General features: G+C 38.2%; 16 protein-coding genes. 3 read left to right on the forward strand and 13 right to left on the reverse strand.

The window, feature by feature from the left end; all coding sequences use genetic code 11:
• Positions 1-151 precede the first annotated feature (151 nt).
• The 4 genes from DV702_RS09910 to nagZ form a co-directional block, all read right to left on the reverse strand.
• The gene (locus DV702_RS09910; RefSeq protein ID WP_114924610.1) at positions 152-2,515 is read right to left on the reverse strand and encodes a penicillin acylase family protein; all 2,364 of its coding nucleotides are present in this window, start codon (positions 2,513-2,515) and stop codon (positions 152-154) included.
• A gap of 417 nt (positions 2,516-2,932) precedes the next feature.
• Positions 2,933-3,727 carry a VLRF1 family aeRF1-type release factor gene (locus DV702_RS09915; RefSeq protein WP_114924611.1) on the reverse strand — a complete coding sequence of 265 codons (795 nt, stop codon included), beginning with the start codon at positions 3,725-3,727 and terminating at the stop codon, positions 2,933-2,935.
• A 189-nt stretch (positions 3,728-3,916) separates the two neighbouring features.
• A complete protein-coding gene (locus DV702_RS09920; RefSeq protein ID WP_114924612.1) occupies positions 3,917-4,555 on the reverse strand; it encodes a PGAP1-like alpha/beta domain-containing protein in 639 nt (212 codons plus the stop codon).
• A gap of 14 nt (positions 4,556-4,569) precedes the next feature.
• Positions 4,570-5,838, reverse strand: a complete 1,269-nt coding sequence (gene nagZ / locus DV702_RS09925; RefSeq protein WP_162805774.1) for a beta-N-acetylhexosaminidase — start codon at positions 5,836-5,838, stop codon at positions 4,570-4,572.
• A 111-nt stretch (positions 5,839-5,949) separates the two neighbouring features.
• Here nagZ and DV702_RS09930 point away from each other — a divergent pair, with 111 nt between their 5' ends.
• On the forward strand, positions 5,950-6,132 hold the full coding sequence (locus DV702_RS09930) for a hypothetical protein (RefSeq protein ID WP_114924614.1): 183 nt from the start codon (positions 5,950-5,952) through the stop codon (positions 6,130-6,132).
• 53 nt (positions 6,133-6,185) lie between these two features.
• Here the strand turns inward: DV702_RS09930 and DV702_RS09935 are convergent, their stop codons facing one another.
• The 6 genes from DV702_RS09935 to DV702_RS17220 form a co-directional block, all read right to left on the reverse strand.
• The gene (locus DV702_RS09935) at positions 6,186-7,136 is read right to left on the reverse strand and encodes a bile acid:sodium symporter family protein (protein WP_114924615.1); all 951 of its coding nucleotides are present in this window, start codon (positions 7,134-7,136) and stop codon (positions 6,186-6,188) included.
• Positions 7,137-7,296: 160 nt separating this feature from the next.
• A complete protein-coding gene (locus DV702_RS17200) occupies positions 7,297-7,419 on the reverse strand; it encodes a hypothetical protein (RefSeq protein WP_256359793.1) in 123 nt (40 codons plus the stop codon).
• 44 nt (positions 7,420-7,463) lie between these two features.
• The gene (locus DV702_RS17205; protein ID WP_256359794.1) at positions 7,464-7,586 is read right to left on the reverse strand and encodes a hypothetical protein; all 123 of its coding nucleotides are present in this window, start codon (positions 7,584-7,586) and stop codon (positions 7,464-7,466) included.
• A 40-nt stretch (positions 7,587-7,626) separates the two neighbouring features.
• Positions 7,627-7,749 (reverse strand): hypothetical protein, encoded by a 123-nt coding sequence (locus DV702_RS17210; protein WP_256359795.1) that lies wholly within the window; start codon positions 7,747-7,749, stop codon positions 7,627-7,629.
• Between the two features lie 360 nt (positions 7,750-8,109).
• Positions 8,110-8,232, reverse strand: a complete 123-nt coding sequence (locus DV702_RS17215) for a hypothetical protein (RefSeq protein WP_256359796.1) — start codon at positions 8,230-8,232, stop codon at positions 8,110-8,112.
• Between the two features lie 75 nt (positions 8,233-8,307).
• Positions 8,308-8,430, reverse strand: coding sequence for a hypothetical protein (locus tag DV702_RS17220; RefSeq protein WP_256359797.1), 123 nt, complete (start codon positions 8,428-8,430; stop codon positions 8,308-8,310).
• Between the two features lie 476 nt (positions 8,431-8,906).
• On the opposite strand from DV702_RS17220, the gene DV702_RS09940 reads away from it, so the two are divergent.
• Positions 8,907-9,866 (forward strand): C40 family peptidase, encoded by a 960-nt coding sequence (locus tag DV702_RS09940; protein WP_114924616.1) that lies wholly within the window; start codon positions 8,907-8,909, stop codon positions 9,864-9,866.
• Between the two features lie 175 nt (positions 9,867-10,041).
• Here the strand turns inward: DV702_RS09940 and murF are convergent, their stop codons facing one another.
• Together murF and DV702_RS09950 are read right to left on the reverse strand one after the other, a co-directional pair.
• Entirely contained in the window at positions 10,042-11,424 is a 1,383-nt protein-coding gene (gene murF, locus DV702_RS09945) for a UDP-N-acetylmuramoyl-tripeptide--D-alanyl-D-alanine ligase (protein ID WP_114924617.1), read from the reverse strand.
• Positions 11,421-12,821 carry a Mur ligase family protein gene (locus DV702_RS09950; protein WP_114924618.1) on the reverse strand — a complete coding sequence of 467 codons (1,401 nt, stop codon included), beginning with the start codon at positions 12,819-12,821 and terminating at the stop codon, positions 11,421-11,423. The genes murF and DV702_RS09950 overlap by 4 nt, the downstream gene beginning before the upstream one ends.
• 137 nt (positions 12,822-12,958) lie before the next feature.
• On the opposite strand from DV702_RS09950, the gene DV702_RS09955 reads away from it, so the two are divergent.
• Positions 12,959-13,315: a hypothetical protein gene (locus tag DV702_RS09955; RefSeq protein WP_240315593.1), complete on the forward strand. Its 357-nt coding sequence runs from the start codon at positions 12,959-12,961 to the stop codon at positions 13,313-13,315.
• Positions 13,316-13,677: 362 nt separating this feature from the next.
• On the opposite strand, the gene DV702_RS09960 is transcribed toward DV702_RS09955, so the two are convergent.
• Positions 13,678-15,846: a YheC/YheD family protein gene (locus tag DV702_RS09960; protein ID WP_114924620.1), complete on the reverse strand. Its 2,169-nt coding sequence runs from the start codon at positions 15,844-15,846 to the stop codon at positions 13,678-13,680.
• Positions 15,847-16,017: the final 171 nt, after the last annotated feature.

Here is a 16,017-nt window from a genome sequence, read left to right on the forward strand (position 1 = left end):
GTAATTTAGTATAACACGCAAGGAAGGTTTTAGGATGATTCGGATAAATAGAAGCCCGTTTATCCGAATCATTTTCTCGTACATTCTGTATTGGTAGTGTTTCAAGAAAGAGCGAGTGATTTCTCAGATGCAAATACAATTTACAAAGACATTAATTTTTTACTGGTTTCAAAGTTAACACTTGTCCTTTTGAAATATCTTGCGTTAGGCTAGTTTCATGGAATTCACCACGCGCCCAATCATCCACTTGATCGTGGAACCACTTTGACTTCACGTGACCACTTTGACCTGGACCGACGATATGGTACGTTTTCGTTAAATCCGCCAAATCGGCTACGAATCTCCACGATGCCCCGTGATTTACGGAGCCATCATCTTTAAATGCAGCCGCTTGAACGGTAATATTGGACCCGCCAATCGGTTGTCTAGGAGGATTTAGAAATCTTTCAAGTAAAGGAGATGCACTTGCCAATGGATGCGGAAAAGTGAGTTGATGAAAATTTCCCCATGCCCATTTACTTTGCTTATCACCAAACTCATTTGCAATATCTTTTAGTGCATTGTTGAAAGCAGTATATACCCATTGATCCACACCTTGTTTTTTATCTAACCAAACACTGGATTCACCTGCATAGCCTTTACGTAATAGTTCATCTGTTATTTGAGCTTTGCCAGGCATAAGTGCATAAACGTCCTTTGGCATAGCGTCACGAAACATATCTATTTGCAATTGCTTCATCCATTTGTGGAAAATAAGTGGTGCAATACTTTCTTTAGAATCTATTTGATCCCACTTTTTCAATGCAGTCAAGCTTTCTTCAAACGCACGATTGGTATCTACTTTTTCTACAGAACTGATCATTGATTGTAAAAACTCGGCAGCATATAAATTCTTTTGATCCATTTGTAACTGCATCATATCTTCCGCTGTAAAGTTATCTCCTTCTCTTAATACTTCAACTATCCGTTCATACCGATAAGGTTGAGCCCAAAACTTTGTAATATGATAAGGATATGAGCTATCTACTATTTCATTATTCGCTGTTGCTATAAATCCTTCTTTTGGATTGACTACTCTCGGAAGTTCGTCATATGGAACATATCCTGTCCACCCATAGTCTGAGGAATCGCCTGGTACAGCCAATTGTGCATCTCCTTGCTTACGAATGGGAATACGTCCATTTGCTTTGTAGGCGATTGTTCCATCTGTAGAAGCAAAAACAAAATTTTGTGCAGGTGCATGGAATTTCTCAAGCGCAGTTTCAAAACTTTCCCAATTGGTAGCCTTATTGATTTCCATAATCGCTTCTAACTCAGTAGTTGGCTCCAATGCCGTCCATTGCATAGAGAGCTGTGCTTTCGGTTTTTGTTCGGAATAGATAATGTCTGAAATAATAGGACCATGCCTTGTGACAATTACTTCAAAGGGAATATCTTCCCCATTTTTTACTTTAATCGTTTCATCACGAATTTCTGCTTGTTCCCACTGTTCGTCATAGCGATACTTTCCTTTTTCCGTCGGATGAGGTACTTCTATATAAAGATCTTGCACATCCGGTCCTACATTCGTTACGCCCCATGCAATCTGTTCATTATTCCCTAAAATAATACCTGGAATTCCAGCGAAAATGACTCCTTCAACGTTTTGTTCAGGTGATTGTAAATGCATTTGATACCAAATAGAAGGCGTACTTAACCCAAGGTGCGGATCATCTGCTACAAGCGGTTTTCCTGAAGCTGTTTTTTCACCAGACACTACCCAGTTGTTACTCCCATTAAATTCTTCAGGTGATAATTCAGGCAAGAATCTTCCTGCAATTTCAATAGGATATTGCTTATTCGCTGCGATTATCGATTCTGCATTTTCAGGATAAGTGATTAATAGTTCTTTTGCTTGATCTTCAGGGTATTCGTTAAACGCCCAATGACGAAATGCTTGTGGTTGCCATTTTCCACCTAAATCATATGCCATATACTTACCAATCGTCAGTGAATCGACAGGTGACCATTCCTCTGGTTCATAGCCAAGTAATGCAAATTCATAAGAGAGTTTTTTCGTCGTCCTTACTTCCTCTATAAACGCATTCACCCCTTCGGCATACCAGGCAAGCACTTCTTTTGCATGATCTCCATAACCTTCATAAGATAACTCTGCTGCTTTACGCAAACTAAACGTCCGGAATAACTTATCTGTGCCGATCGCCTTGTCTCCTACAACTTCCGCTAATCTGCCACTCGCTTGTCTACGCGCCAAATCCATTTGAAACAATCGATCTTGTGCTTGTACATAACCTTGTGCACGATATAAATCCGCATCTGTTTTCGCCAGAATATGAGGCACTCCTTTTTCATCTCGTGTCACTACTACTTCTTCATCAAGAATGAGTACTTCATGTTCTCCAGCCACTACTGGTTTAGATTTGAGTATGTAAGCGTTTACAACTATTGCCAACGTGGCTGCTAGAAGCGATAGTATACTAAGACTCCATAATATAATTTTTCTTCTACGGCTCATAGGTACCACCTTCCTTTTACTTTCTTTGTCTTACTATTATTCTAGAAACATTTCATTACTCCTCTTTACAACTACACGATCCATCTTCTGTAAGACGTCCCGTACTGTTAATATAGTCGAATACGCTTAAAGACAAATGATTACCTATAGATTGTATAACACTAAAATAAAGTCTGTTTCCCTGTTATCCAAAAGCCACGCTTCCCCCGGGGTAAGCATAAGCGGAGCCTTAGGAGCACCTCTTTGCTTGTTAGAATTTTTCCGCTCCGTTATACTTTGATGTTCCAAAAAATAGTTACTAACAATAAAAAAAGCGTAAAGAACGAAGTGTCCTTTACGCTTTTTTGCACGGTATGTCCCTGCCTTTTTCTTTTGTTGACATAGCCATAGTGAGGAATTGCCCTGTCTTGTATTTCATCAACGGGATTCGAAGACTTTTTGAATGATATGATTATTAGTTAATTTGCCGAAGTTTTTGTGTATACAGCTTTCTGGCTTTTCACGCAATATGGATGCGAAACTATTGGCAAGTTCCGCTTCACCCGCTACGTGGATTTCTTTCCAGCCACGTTTTGTTTTCATTTTATTCACGATGGTTCCCATATCTTTGTAAAAACGATCTACGTTTTCTTTAAGTCTCTTATCAAAACCATCTGTATGGCCCCCAACGCCACGTTGTATAGAAGAAATCACCCCTTTTTGTTCCTTCCATACATCTAGACCCGAATCGAACTCATAGACGACTTCATCGTGAACTCTACCCATTGCGGTATCTAAAATACGCACATTGCTGTAACTAGGGAGTATAATACCTGCTTCTGGATATGCTTTTATCATATACTCCAATGCTTCTGTCACCGCATGATTCTCCCAATGAAAACTTGTTTTAACGGCTACTTGAACATAATGGACAGACCATAATTGTGGAGCGGCAGCCGCAAATATAATGACACCTTTCGCTAAATCATTTTGCTTATTTTCTACTTCTTTCATCACTTGATCTTTTACCAAGCGATACGCTTTCAATTCTTTTTCATCACCTGAAGCAACTATATATTCATCCAATCGTTTCAAACCGGACTTTAGATGAATGCGCCATGCCGCTTGCTGTTGTTCGGGGTCTGCTGGATTCGTGTTCAAATATACCGATAATACACATCGATCATCACAACGAAAAGACTTTAGCTGATCTACATCTTCGTAACCGTTCATACAATCATCCTCCTCACAATTCCCTCAAACGTAGCATGCCCATAAATCCAAATTGTACAATGTGTAATAAGTTGTGAATTTTTTCAAATAAAAAAATCGTCCCCTTTTTAATGAGGGAACGATTACTATACATCAGAAAATACATTTGACCATCTTACACATACTATGTAAAGACTGTAACAAACATCGTTAGTCGTGAAAACGACCTGTTTGCAAGAAGTGTGCTGTTAAATCGGCTACTTCTGGTTTATGGTGTATTTCTAAATGTCCATAATGCAGTGTGACAAAATCTGAAAGTCCTGGATAATGGACGGAAGCTAACTCCACAAGACCATCATTTTCTCCTGGCAACAATTTTCCAAGCCAAACGTTATTACGTGTTCCTGCTATCCCGCCAATCGGAAATGGTGTCGTGTCAGGCAACTTCAACTTTTCTATATACGTGGAGTGCAATGATTTCAGAGTACGAAAATATTGCGTATAACCCATTATTTTACTAGCCATATGTGCCAGTTGACTTCCTCGATTTGGTGTAGCAATCTGTACACAACGACCAATTGATTGAATCGCTTCTGTTTCCTTTAGCACATTGCGTAATAACAATCCTCCAGTACTATGCCCAACTAAATGAATTTTCGTATCCTTTTTCGAAGCTATATCGTATAGTGCATTTTCTACAAGTGCTGTTGAAAAATCAAATTCTCGTCTAGTTAACGGTAAATTTAATGATTGGCATTCGTATCCATAACTTTCTAAGTTACGTGCCAATGGTTGCATATCACATGAAGATTTATTAAACCCATGCAGTAATAGAACCTGTTCGCTCATTTCATAATTTCCCCTTATTTTTTGTTAGCTTGCAATTGAGCCAGCAACTCTTTTGTTTGTCGATTAAGATCTTCGACATCTATTGAATCATGCTGTAAATCATCTAGCTGATATTCCATCTTTAGTTTTAACACACGCTCGACACTTTCGTTTATCCGTTGTTCTGTCAACTCGCCTGAATTGACCGCTTCACGTAGTGCGGTTACTACTTGTTGAACCGGATCATAGCCATGTCCCACGAGTAAAATATCTCCGCCTGCTTGAATCGTTCGAACAGCGGCTTCGCCAATTGTATAGTTTTTCTGTACAGCTCCCATGATCAAATCATCCGTTATAACTACACCTTTAAATTGAAGCTCGTCACGAAGTAACCCTTCAATGACTGGCTTAGACATTGAAGCAGGCACAAGTGGGTCGTACGCTTGTACAAGTAAATGTCCGACCATGATCGCATCGATTCCATTTTTAATCGCACGCTTAAAAGGTAGCAGCTCTATCTCTTGCAATCTTTTCTTATCATGCGTTATAACAGGCACATCTATATGAGAGTCTACACTCGTATCCCCATGACCTGGAAAATGTTTCACGACAGGGATGATTTGTTGTGAAATCATTCCCTCCGCTTGGTTAAGTCCAGCTTGACTTACTATTTCGGGATCCGCACCATACGAACGATCTCCTATGACTGGATTGTTAGGATTGCTATCTACATCCAATACAGGCGCAAAGTCCATATTAAGACCGAACGCATGCAATTTCTTTCCAAGAAGTTCTCCGATATCATATGCAAACTTCCCATTCGCAACATTCCCGATATAACGATTGGTAGGTGTTTTGACCAATTCTTCAGGCAAACGTGTTACGCGTCCCCCCTCTTCATCGAGACTGATTAATAAAGGGACTTGTCCTGCTTCGTTCGATTGCTTTACTGCGTTGATTAACTGTAAAGATTGCGTAACATTATCGAAGTTTCGTTTAAATAAAATAATGCCGCCTATATGTTGTTTTTCAATAAGATCTTTTGCTTTAGTATCAAGCTGCAGCCCTTCAATCCCCATCAACACTAATTGTCCAATCTTTTCTTCTATCGACAACTCTCGCATCTTTGCTAGAACTTCTGCCTGTTGTTTGTCACTTTCAGAAATAGGCTCAGCTGGCGTTGTTTGTTTTGGAGGTTCCTCTGGTAATGTGCTTTGCTTTTCTTGTGCAGTCAAACATCCAGTTAGCAACGAAATAAGCATACAAACTAAAAGCACAAGAAGTAATTTAGGTACATTTCTCAAACAGACACCTCCTTTATACTTTATCATATCATCTTTTCACTGCTTAAAAATGAACGCATAGTGAATGATTCATGGCATCCTAACCATACTAGGCAGCAGGAGGTGTATACTATGGGCAATAAAAACAACAAAAAAACGATGAATGAGCGTACGCATAACCCGTTAGGTACGTATCAAAATAAAAGCAAAGACGCTAGCAATAGTAATAACAACAATCCAAACGACAATAGACACGAAGAATTGTCGGCAGAATTCGACACAAAGTCTAAAAACAAGAATAACAAAAAAAATTAAATAAATGGCCGCTTCTCTGTTTTCAGAAAGCGGTCATATTTTAGTACTCTACTTTATGCAGCACGCACTTGGTACGCTCTATACCGCGCCGCTACCTTACTATAGAACGAAGCCAATATTTGCTGGAACAACATACCAAAAACGACCGGCAAAACCACTTTCGCCGGAAAAAACGTCGTCGCCACTACCACACCGGTTGCAATATTACGCATTCCCGCTACATACATAAACGTTGTCGCAATGTCAGGGTCTTTCCATAATAAATGCCCCATAGTCAAAGCTCCTGCATATCCACTGACAGCAATAAACAAGATCAATGCAATGACACCTACTAATTCCCATGAGATCACCTTTACATAAGGGGCAGCAGCACTTCCATTAATCCCAACAATCGCAAATAAACTCAACTTAGAAAACGGAGCTAATTTAGGCACCCACGTCGTTTGGACTTTCCCTTTCGTCAGTTCATTTAAAACGATACCTAGTATTGTAGGTAAAACAATCATCCATAATAAGTTCACTATGAGCGAAGTCGTATCCACTGCAATCCGTTCACCTGCCACTACATGAATGATCGCCGGCAGTATAATCGGAGCTAATAACGTATCAAGTAAAATGATGGATAGACATAAAGGTAAGTTACCCCGTGTGATCGATACCCAAATAATACTCGTGACACCTGTTGGTATAGCGACGGCTAATACAAAGCCAACTGTAAGTAAATGATCGTCAAAGAATAAGGTGGAAAGAAAGTAAGCCCATATAGGCATAAGTATGTGCAAAAAAGCGATACTTGCGAGGATGAAACTCGGATATTTCACAACCATTTTTGTTTCTTTAGCATTCATTCCTAAACTGCCCACGAATGTCATAAAAGCAAACAGCCAGGAAACAATGAATAATAGCTGTTCACCTACTTGGTGAAACATTACGCCTAAAACTAAGCTGAGCGGTGTTAGAATTGCGATTCGCCGCTGTAACCATGTATTAACTTTTGCCAGCATAAAAAAATCCTTTCTAAATCAAAACTTCATTTTAAGAAGAAGGTAAAAATTATAACCTATGGACATTCTAGCACAGGATTTCACTCTATTTTATAATTTAACTTATTTTCTGCTAAATACAAAAAACCCGTAGCACGAAGGCTACGGGTTTTTCTTGATTTTATTTTGTGTAAGAAAGTACTGCGTATTTACTGAAGTTTTTCATCGCATTTGTTGCTTCTGCTTTTTCCGCATATTCAAAAATTCGTACGTTTTCTGTATCAAATAATGTAATTACCCACATGTTTTCCAATCTCCTTTTGATTTCTGTATTGTCAATGGTCTTAATTAGTTTGTATAAGAAAGTACTGCATACTTACTGAAGTTTTTCATTGCGTTTGTTGCTTCTAGTTTTTCCGCATATTCAAAGATTCGTACGTTTTCTGTATCAAATAAAGTGATTACCCACATGTTTTCCAGTCTCCTTTTTTTATATTGTCAATGGTTGTAATTAGTTTGTATAAGAAAGTACTGCATATTTACTGAAGTTTTTCATTGCATTTGTTGCTTCTGCTTTTTCCGCATATTCAAAAATTCGTACATTTTCTGTATCAAATAATGTAATTACCCACATGATGTCCTGTCTCCTTTTTAATTGATCATATATTTCCCTGAATGGAATCTGCTAATCAATTTCTTTTGTTACTCTTATCATACGCTGTTCTACAACAAATGGAACCTATATGTGAAGGTTTTCACAATTCATTCAAAGTCAAAACGCTTACATGTGTCGGAATTGTGACTGCAAACGTTTTCTTTTAATTGGTAATTAATTTATGCATGAATTACGTAAATAACTTGATTTAAATATAAACAAAATATGGCATGATTCGATATAGCATTTTTTCTCATACGGATTCTATACGGTACCGCTTACATACGTACAGACAAAAAAACTCACAGCAGAAGCGGCTGTGAGTGCATAATCATGCGATTACTTTGTATACGATAGAACTGCATACTTGCTAAAATTCTTCATAGCATTTGTAGCTTCTATTTTCTCCGCATATTCGAAAATCCGTACGTTCTCTTGATCAAACAATGTAATTACCCACATGTTTATTTACTCTCCTTTTGATTTTTATATTTTTTATTTTTTAAAAGATCTTGTTATATAAAGTATCATCAGTATTTATTTAGTAAAGGATAGAACAGCGTACTCGTTAAATTGCTTCATAGCAGTCGTCGCTTCTGCCTTCTCCGCATATTCAAAAATCCGTACATTTTCTTGTTCGAACAAAGTGATTACCCACATATTGTTCATTCTCCTTTTTGGTTTGTATTTTGGATTCCCATTATAAGAATCTATGACCCACTTCTTTTGTTACTCTTATCATACGCTTTTTTTAACATATAGTAACCACCTTGTGAATGTTTTCACAATTCATTCAAAGTCATAACGCTTACATATGTATACTTTGTGAATTGATGAGATAAAAGGTTTAGTTTCCAAGACTACACAAAAAATTATGAGTAGACGAACATGAAAAGACTCTTTATGTAATTTTACGTCAAAATTTTTTAGAGATGCTATTGATCGTCAATACAATATATTCCTCAATTTCCCAATATGACGTTGTAATCTATTTGTAAAAAAGAGCTCTACGTCTAGAATAGACGGCTACTACTCTACTATACGTTTGGCAGTGGATAAATTTACCTCATAACAGTCTACTTTTTTTATGCTAAGATCATTTCGCAATGTAACTCACACTTCTTGGAGGATGTAAAATGAAACAAAAACTCTTATCTGCAACACTCATCACCTGTATTATTGGCAGTTCATTTGCTATGCCTAGTATGCACCATTCGGATATCGTCTATGCTGCTACACCGACCACACTATCTGCACAACAAAAAGCAGACGAAACAGCAAATCAGTTAATCGGCACAGCTAAAAGTTTAATGGGGAAATCTACATACAGCACTGCGGTATACAAACCGACATACCCTTACAAATTCTCGTGCGCTACATTTATCATGTATATTTTTGAGAAAAATGGGGTTGATCTTGCGACATACAATGAGGACTATATGATGCAACAAGGAACCGCTGTCTCTAAAGGACAATGGAAAAAAGGAGATCTTTTATTTTTCAGAAGTAAAAAGACAGGAACCGATCCTGATCATGTCGCGATGTATATAGGGGACAATAAAGTTATTCATATGGCGGACTCTAAACAAAATATCGTTATTTCAGACTTACGTGATAAAGCATACTACACAGAGAACTATTTTGGAGCGCGTCGAGTCATTCCGAGCTTATTACCTTCTTCTCCCGCTACTATAGGAGATCAAATAGTCAGTAGCGCATATGACCTTCAGAACAAAGCTACTATAGGGACAGTGAACAATGAAAGTGCAAAAAGGTTCACTACTACTGGCTTTATCAACTATATTTATAAAAATAATGGCGTCATGTTAAACTCTTCTACTATAAAAGAGTTGCAAAGCAAAGGAGCTACCGTTTCTCGTTCTGCCTTGCAAAAAGGAGATCTCATTTTCTTTAGTAGTGCGATAGGGTCTAAAACTCCAAGCTTAGTTGCTATATACGCTGGGGAGCATAGGCTGATTATACCGAGCACCGGTGAAGTGATTACACGCGTTCTTCTTGCTGACTATTATGCAGATCGTTATATTACAGCCAAGCGTGTTTTAACGCGTAATGTCAGTAATAGATCTTCTCTGTAAACTCCTAAGTAAAACAATGAAACTATTTTCAGCGATCACTTACTAATCTCATGCTACAAAATAGCTAGCTACTTTGCATTATAAATAATAATCAACTATACCAAACAGAGAAAAACGACTCGTTTTCTCTGTTTGGTTCATGTAAGAAGCTTACCCGATAGCCCCCTTCGTCTCTTCACTTCTTCAATCGATTTGCGAAGTCGATCATTCCACGACTCGACATCGGTCCTTTAATAAGCACAAGAGACTGTTTATTTAAAAGATGATTCAATGAGTGACCAACCTCATGTACGTCTTTAAATATTCTAATGTCCGCAAGACTCCCTTCCTTTCTTGCTTGTTTGGCTATTTCTTCTGCTTTTTTACCGATAGTTATTAGCGTATGGATATTTCTTTTGGCGATCATACTCCCAATTTCCTGATGGTACTTTTTCTCGAAACTCCCTAATCTATTAATATCCCCAAGAATCACGATTACCTGTTTTTCTTTACCGAGCGTATCTACAACATTCAAAGCCGCTTCTACAGACGTCGGGTTGTTCGTCCATGTATCATCGATAATCGTACTTCCATTAATTCCATCCGTAAACTCTAGGTGTCTGCCCATCGGACGGTAGGATTTTAATCGTGAGATGGCTATTTCTAGCGGCACTCCCAGCTCATGGATCGCAGCCAATGCCGCTAATGCATTGCTTACCTGATGCTCCCCATACCCTGGGACAAAAACAGGATAACGATTCTGGTCTACTCGGAGAGTGAAATTCATGCCGCCTTTTCCGAATAGTATATTATCAGCTTTAAATTGTGCGTGTTTGCTTGTTCCGAAATAGATGATTTTCCCCGTAAATGATTGGAGTCGAAGTTTTTTTGTATGAGTATCGTCTGCATTTAAAATGAGTGTGCCTCCTTTTTGAATGCCTCCTACAATCTCTTCTTTCGCCCGAATATACCCTTCAAGATTTCCACATCCGTCTAGATGATGAACTCCTATAGTCGTAATGATTCCGATGGTCGGTTGATAGATTAAACATTGATGTGTAATATTCCCTGTATTGCCGAGTCCATGTTCAAAAACCGCCACTTCCGTATTCTCATCAATCCCCATTAAATAAGGCAGGGAACGTCTCGGTTCATTCTGACTACTAATGGACGCCTGAACATTCCAAGTCGCTTCAAGTATATGTTTGATCATATCTTTTGTTGTTGTTTTTCCGCATGTGCCTGTAATCGTCACAACTGGTATATCAAATTGACCGCGGTAGTAAGTGATGAACTTCCAATAAGACTGAACCAAACTTTTCACTTGTAAGATCGTGATCGTTTTCGGTACGTTTCTTACTTCACTAAAAGGCTTATCTGTAATAAGTAAAGAAGGCCCTTTTCTATCGATTGCTTCCCAATCTATTACGTCATCTCTGCTAATAAATAGCAAAGAATGGCGCTTTGTATGATCGTGGCGGTTATAATAAATGGCATCTTCTACTATCCAATCTTCAGAGCCCGTAATTATGATGCCATCTAATAATTTTCTTATATCTTTTACTTTTATAGGCTTCAATCACGTACTTCCTTTCCATCTCTATTTCTCTTTAATAGAATGGACAACTTTTTAATTGTCTCACTATACATATCTCCTTTAATAAGAACAAGAGTATCTTCATGGAGCAGTTGTGTAAGTAGTTGGTAAGCAGGTAAAGGGTGTGTAAACATATGCACTTCCATGAACGGATTGTGTTTAAGAGCTGATTCTCCCATTCCTTTCGCATGTTGTCCCATTGTGATCAAGACGTCGATCGCGCTATTTGCAATAATCTCTCCTGCTCGATCGTGGATCACATTCCCCCATGAACCTAAATCCGTAATCGTCCCAATGATTGCGATTTTTTTCCGACCTGCTCCGATGTCTTGTAATACATTTACGGCTGCTTCAAGAGAGGTTGTCGTAATGCTCCACGTATCATCAATAACAGTACATCCATTGATCCCTTCGAAAAGCTGTAATTGCATTTCCATAGGACGAAATGAATGAAGACGCAACGCAATTTCACCTAAACTTATATTCAGTTGATGAACTGCCGCGATAGCTGCTAATGCATTGTATACTTGATGCACTCCAAGTCCGGGTACGTACATTCGTTGTTTTTCATTTTTATAGTTGACAGTCATACTCATGCCACCAGACGAGTAGGATATATCGATTGCACGATAATCACAAGGTGTGTAGATGCCAAATGTTACAAGAGTTCCTGGGAAATTAGCCATGCCGAGTGTCTGTGTATTATAATCGTCAACATTAACAATTAATACACCGTCCGGTTCAAGTACCTTACACATCTCTCCTTTTGCGGCAATATAGCCTTCTATTGTTTTGCAATAATCCAAGTGGTGTTCCCCTATATTTGTAATAATCCCAATGGTCGGCTTGAAATACGCAGCAGCGTTAGTAATATCCCCCGGTGCTCCAACAGCCGTTTCAAAAACAGCGGCATCTGTTGAATCGTCCATACTTAGCAAATAGGTTAAATGAGCAGTTCGGGAATTGCTAGTACTGCGTGTACTAGCTATCATATGATCTGACGTCAATAAGTGGCGAATCATTTCCTTCGTGGTCGTTTTTCCTGATGTACCGGTCACAGCAATCACAGGTATATCTATACTGTCCCTGTAGTAGTTAACAAATTTCCAATAAGCATCATCTACATTTTTCACTTGAATAATCGTTACACCTTCTACAATTTCATTTGCCCTGACTTTTCGATCTGTTACAATCGCAATTGGAAAAAAGGAGTTAAATCGTTTCCAATCAATGATTCTTCCTTTTAAAAACAACAATGTCTGAGGATGTTTAACTTGTTTTAAACGATAGGCACCATACCTGATCAGCCAATCCTTTTTTCCATGCAACAACTTCCCTCCTACAATCCCGCAAACAGATTCCACGGATAATGGTCTCATCTTTTCACTTCCTCCTAGCATAGTCTATGCCGCTTCTTGAACTACGAATGGACAAAAAGCTTACGCAACTAAGAAAAAGAAGGAATCGTAACTTATTTATGCTTAGGCCGTCTAACGGTACAAGGGGGTGGGGCAAAGTGAAATATTCATACTTTTTCTTAATCGTGCTATCAGCTATACTAGTAGCAGGTTGCGCAAATAAAACTAGCTTAGAACCTACAGATCATGTGGATAACTATGATGATGTCAGAGTTGTTGCATGGGCATATGTAAAGGAAAAAGGTTGGGACACTACAGCTGAAGATGACTGGCATAGCGCAGATGTAAAAGAAACCATTGCCGATAATCGATACGTTCTATTGGATAAAAAGTATAAAAACCAAGAAGTTTTAGTCGTTTCTTTTAAAGATGTAAAAAACGTTGTTACTGGGACACCCGAAATCGTTGTTGACTCAAATACTTATGAAGTCATTGGTTATATGCCAACTGAATAAGTAATGACTATTTCCGAGACAACATCTGCACTCTAAGCAATAGAGAGTCGTTTTTACAAAATGCTTAATCAAGAAACGAATCAGATTATCAAGTATACAGAAAATAATAATCTTGTTTATTCAAAGAAATTGGTTTTTGGAAATGAGATGCCTGAACGGAGAGTTGTAGAATTAATGTACGTGTTAGGATTCTCCCTACAGAACCGGACGCTTTCTGGAGTCCGGAAGCGCAAGCCGCAAGACACTAAGGGTCAGCCTCTCCTCGTCCTCCAAAACTCGTCGGGTTGCAACGCACATCAACATGTCAGACATACTCATTGCATTTGTATCATTAAATATAAAACTATGAGCAATCCAATCCTTTATTCTGAAAATAAATTATCTATAAACTTCACCGTGTCAAACATATTTGTTTTACTTGCCCCCTTCACAAGAATCGTATCATTCTCTTTAATAAGATTCGGCAGTAATGCATGTAATTTCTCGCGATCTGTAAAATGATAAATATTCTCCGCTTTCATTCCTTTCAACTGCGCCTGCATCCCTATTTCCTCTGTTCTAAAACCGTACGTAATCAGAACATCTATCCCTTGTTGTTGAATATACTCTCCTATCTTCTGATATTCTTTTTGGCGCAGATCACCTAATTCCCTCATTTGACCAATCACCGCTATTTTTCTATCTTTTGCAAGATTCACTAAAACATCTATAGCAGCGCGTACACCCTCAGGATGAGAATGCACAGTATCATCAATAAGAGTAATATGATCTCTGCAGTCATATATTGTTAAGCGTCTAGGTGGCTTTTTGAAAAGCAATCCCATTTTAATTTCCATAGGAGAAAATCCAAAATGGTCAGCAATCGCAATAGCAGCCAATGCATTATATACATGATGCTCACCGAAAATAGGTATGAACAGTTCTAATTCTTCGTGTTTTAACAGCATCTTAAACGTCATTCCTTGCTCGACGTATTGTACGTCATACGCACGATAATCAGCTTCTTTATGAATACCAATCGTCAACGTCTGTCCTTTAAACATTTCAGTTTCTAAAAATTTTGAGTTTTCATTATCCATATTTAAACATAGTACTCCAAATTGATCCATGCCGTGTATTAATTCTGATTTAGCCTTTGCGACATTTCTCGGATCACCGTCAAAATTTCCAACATGAGCTAACCCAATATTTGTCACGATGGCGACAGTAGGTTGAATGATTCGACAGTGCTCAGTAATAACACCTGGGTAGGCCATGCCGTATTCCAAAACGACTGCTTGGTGAGATGAATTAATTTCTTCAGCATGTTTTTTCGTATGTTCTGTCGTATTCCAATAATCTTTTGATTCGAAGACCTTCCATTTCTTTGAAAGAATCGATGATAAGAAAGCTTTAGTCGTTGTCTTTCCCGCACTTCCTGTAATAGCGATTATCGGTACTTCTTGTTTGTTTCGTAATTTCCTTCGTTTAGCTTCCTTAATCTTTTTTTGTATGGTTTGTTGGTTTTTCGCAATATATTGGGCATATAGAATCGTATTTTTAACAACATCTAATTCCAGATAGAATGCAGGTGGACAACCAGGGCGCCAGTTCACTTCATAAATCCAAAATTTTTGGCGTTCATCCATGCCTATATCCACACCAATTTCATCTATCATTTCACCAAAAATCTCCATTTGAAGTTTATCTAAATGAGTAGCCAAAGCTATTGAGAAATACTCTAATTTCTTTTTAATATTAAACGCGTCTTCGTTAAATTCTTGTTCTAAAAAAGGATCTAAATAGTTGGTATAGCCACCACTATTAATATTTGCGATAATCGAGCCTTTAGGAGCCACGCGGGGGTAAATCGTTGTAATTACCCATTCTCCTTCTCCATTTTTTTGGACATGCAATCTAAAATCGAATACTTGCCCGGATTGAGTGACCGATTGGATATAAGGTTGAATGATAAATGTTTCCCTAGCCAACTGTTTGTTTACAAACTCTTTTAATTGATTTTCGGTGTATAGGTTATTCACGCCTTCCCCATTCACAATACATCTGCCATTTTCTTGAACGATGAAAAATATTCCTTTTCCTTTCCGTCCATCAATTGGCTTGAATACGACTTTTTCAAAAGCGGCCATAAATCGCAAAACATGGTCTGAATTTTTCACCACTTCTGTCGGAATTAAATAATTCGCAAAGTCTTTCGCTTCATGTAAACGACGATTAACACTCCACTTATTCCCAATAGAATACGTCGTAAATGGTATATCTTGCTTCAATCTATCGATGACGTTCTTCGCCTTCATCAGTTTCTCTGGACTACCTGCATTGTAAATAACGTCTGGAAAAGGCATAGTCGCAGTCTTCCATTCCCCGTTTTTATACACTTGTCCTCTAATCGTTTGATGCAAAAAATTTACTTCTCCTGGTGAAAAATAATAAAACTGTGCTCCTTCTGCTTCCGCCACAGCCGCGAACGCATATGCTTTCACAACGGTTTTAGGATCTTTGCGATGATGCAGCATACCTATTAACGTCATAGACATTCTCCTTTTTTATAACTTTGCTTATAGTACATTCATAAATTTAAAAGCGAGGTAGGCGATGAAAAAGCGGGTGAATATGGCGATCGGATGGAATGATGCAGACTTGGATTGTCTTGCTTAAGACGATATGCTTTCCGGATAATAAACAGGCTTAATAGTAACTAA

Origin of the sequence: Sporosarcina sp. PTS2304, from assembly GCF_003351785.1 — a bacterium.
Classification (GTDB): domain Bacteria; phylum Bacillota; class Bacilli; order Bacillales_A; family Planococcaceae; genus Sporosarcina.